The sequence below is a fragment of the Sphingobium sp. DC-2 genome, assembly GCF_000722555.1.
GTDB lineage: Bacteria > Pseudomonadota > Alphaproteobacteria > Sphingomonadales > Sphingomonadaceae > Sphingobium > Sphingobium quisquiliarum.
Window position 1 is genome coordinate 1 of the sequence record NZ_JNAC01000011.1, and the last position, 2,412, is coordinate 2,412.

2 protein-coding genes are annotated in these 2,412 nt (G+C 69.2%); one reads left to right on the forward strand and one right to left on the reverse strand.

Annotated elements, in window-relative coordinates; translation table 11 throughout:
- Window positions 1-840 (forward strand): hypothetical protein (locus ET21_RS25515; protein WP_037470138.1); only part of this gene is annotated, 840 nt, incomplete at its 5' end.
- Window positions 841-1,094: 254 nt separating this feature from the next.
- Here ET21_RS25515 and ET21_RS0102530 read toward each other — a convergent pair.
- On the reverse strand, window positions 1,095-2,300 hold the full coding sequence (locus ET21_RS0102530) for a MarR family transcriptional regulator (RefSeq protein ID WP_030538460.1): 1,206 nt from the start codon (window positions 2,298-2,300) through the stop codon (window positions 1,095-1,097).
- Window positions 2,301-2,412 lie beyond the last annotated feature (112 nt).

A 2,412-nucleotide genomic window follows, 5' to 3' on the forward strand; every position in this document is an offset into this window, starting at 1 on the left:
CCGTGGCGGATCGAGCGGAGCTGGATCTTGCGCGTGACGACCTTCTGCGACCGTCATGCGCTGTTGCTGACCGATCTTGCGGGGATCAGGGCCCTGGGGCGGACGCAGGCCGCCGAGCGGGCGCTCGCGGCCCGGGTCGCGCGCACGCGCGCGCAAATGGCGCGGTTTGCCTTCGTCAAAACCCGAGTGCTGTGGAACGGGATGATTGCGCGGGAGCAAATCCGCGGCGCCCGCCCCGGTGACCGGGTAGGTTGGGAGCGGTACCGGGCGGCGCTGGTCGGCAACCGCTTCCACTACGCTCCGGTGCGTCATCTGCTGCTGGCGGCGCTCCACAGCAGTGACGGGCTGAAAGCCGGGCGATGGGAGCAAATCTTCCGCTTCGATGCGCAGCCGGCACGCCTGCCGCGAAAGGCGGCTTCCGGCGTCGGACCCCAATTATCGGATCTGGCGGAGGCGATCGCCAGGGTCGGCCTGCGGCAGCTCGACCGCGAGCGTCGCCGGCTCACCATGGTCTGCGAGCAGCTCGAGCAGGCCAAGCGCAATTATCCCCGTGCCCATTTGATGCAGGGGCTGAAGGCTCGCCGCGCGGCGCTGGCGCGCGCGGTACGAGACGCCGCCGCGACGGAGAGCGCGGCGATGTCAGCGCAGCGCCGTGGTTTCCAGGAGGCGCTGTTTTACCTGCAAGCATCGGGGATGGTGGGCGCGGCGATGTCCGCCGGCTGCGCCGAGCCGGCTTGCAGCGCGAATGGCGATCTGTGGCGGGCGCGGCTCGCCGCCTGCTTCGCCGCTCCCAGGTTTCGCATCCTGCTCGATCTGCCGGGTCATGGGCGCGGATGGTAAAGCCGGACGGCGACGGTCGCCCATTGGGCATTTCGCGCGAATTTGCCCTCAGGAGGCCCGTAGGGCGTGGTGGCGGCCTCTGGGCGCCCCCTCCTATCCGAGACCGCCTTTTTGCGCTCCCAGGGGCTTTTGCGCGAACTTTCCTTTGATCGTTCAAAGACAGGTCATGGCCTGAAACGGCGGCGCGAGTCCCGTATCGGGCGCGTCGATTTGAAGTTTCTGCCGGGGTTTCCTATCTTGCCGTGTTGCCGGGGTCATTCGCGCGCCGTCTCCATACGGGCGAGCACGCGCTCGACATCGGCCATGGCCGCGTCGAACGCGGCGAACGTCGCGCCGGAGCTGGTTTCAACGGATCTGCTTTCACCCTCGGCCGCCAGCGTGGCACGGCGCGCGCGGGGCAGGGCGCGGATGATCGTGTGATGTTCGTACGCCGCCCGCTCGGCGAGGCCCGCTTTGACGAGGGCGGCGACGAGATCGCGCACGCCGTTTTTCGAAACGCCAAGGGCCTTCTCGATCTGGAGCGGGCGCAGCGGTCCGAAGCCCGCGAGCAGCCGGTAGAGCAGCGGCGCGCGCGAGGTCGAACGCAGGACGGTCATCGCCTCATGCACTTCGCGCACGCTCGCATGGGCTGCATCGAGCTGGTCGCTCAGCCGCTGCGCAGCTTCGCCGGCGGCCTCGGCCGTGATAATGGCGCGCTCGCGGGACCAGAGCTCGGGTCTGAGCGCCTCGGCGCGCACGGCTCCGGGCAGGGGCAGCGGCCTGGTCGCTGGCGCGCTCCGCGCGATCAGGGCGCCGGCGAGGAGATCGAGCGCCCACAGCGGCGTGGCCGTCCGCGTCTGCTCGAAGGAGACCGGCCCGGCGGGCAGGGGGAGCAGCTGGTAGCTGCGCTCGGTGGGCGCGAAATGCGGCGAGGCGGCCGCGGCCCGATGCAGGCGATCGAGCGCGGCGAGGGGCCAGTCGTCCGCGCGATCGTCGGCGGGCGGCTCGGCGAGCCGCGCCGCTTCCGCTACGGCGAACGCGGGGGCATCGCCGCGCTCGCCTTGCGGGGCGCCCTCGCCGCGATGGAAATGCGCTGCGGCGCGGATTTGGATGGCCGTGTCGGCGAGCGGCGCCCAGGCCGACAGCGAGAGCTCGGCGAGCAGCGTGTCGGCGACCAGCGAGGGCGGGGCTGCGACATGGGCGGTGGCGTCGGGCACGGGCTGGAGGCCGGAAAACCATGCGGAAAACCAGCTGTTCGCGCCGGAAAAGCCGCTACCCGTGAGCGCTTCGACGAGGAGCAGGCGGGCGAGCGCGGCGCAGAATTGATGCGCAACTTGCGCGGGCACATGCGCTAAACGGCCTTGCAGCTGGCCCCAGGTGAGCGCCGCGCGCACCCTTGCCGTCATCAGGTCTTCGATCGGCGCATCTTCGTCCGATCGGAGCGGATGGAATCGGGTCGATGGATCGCAAAAATCGGGCATGTCGCAAGGGTAACCTAAACTGCCTTAACTGCACCATCCCTAGCACGCCCTTTTTTGCACTATCGATAATAGAGTGTTATCGATAGTGACTTCGGCGAAATCGGGGTTATAG

What these genes read in the sequence shown, in the direction of transcription:
- ET21_RS0102530 (WP_030538460.1), bottom strand. Translation starts at nt 2,300, where the DNA reads ATGCCCGATTTTTGCGATCCATCGACCCGATTCCATCCGCTCCGATCG.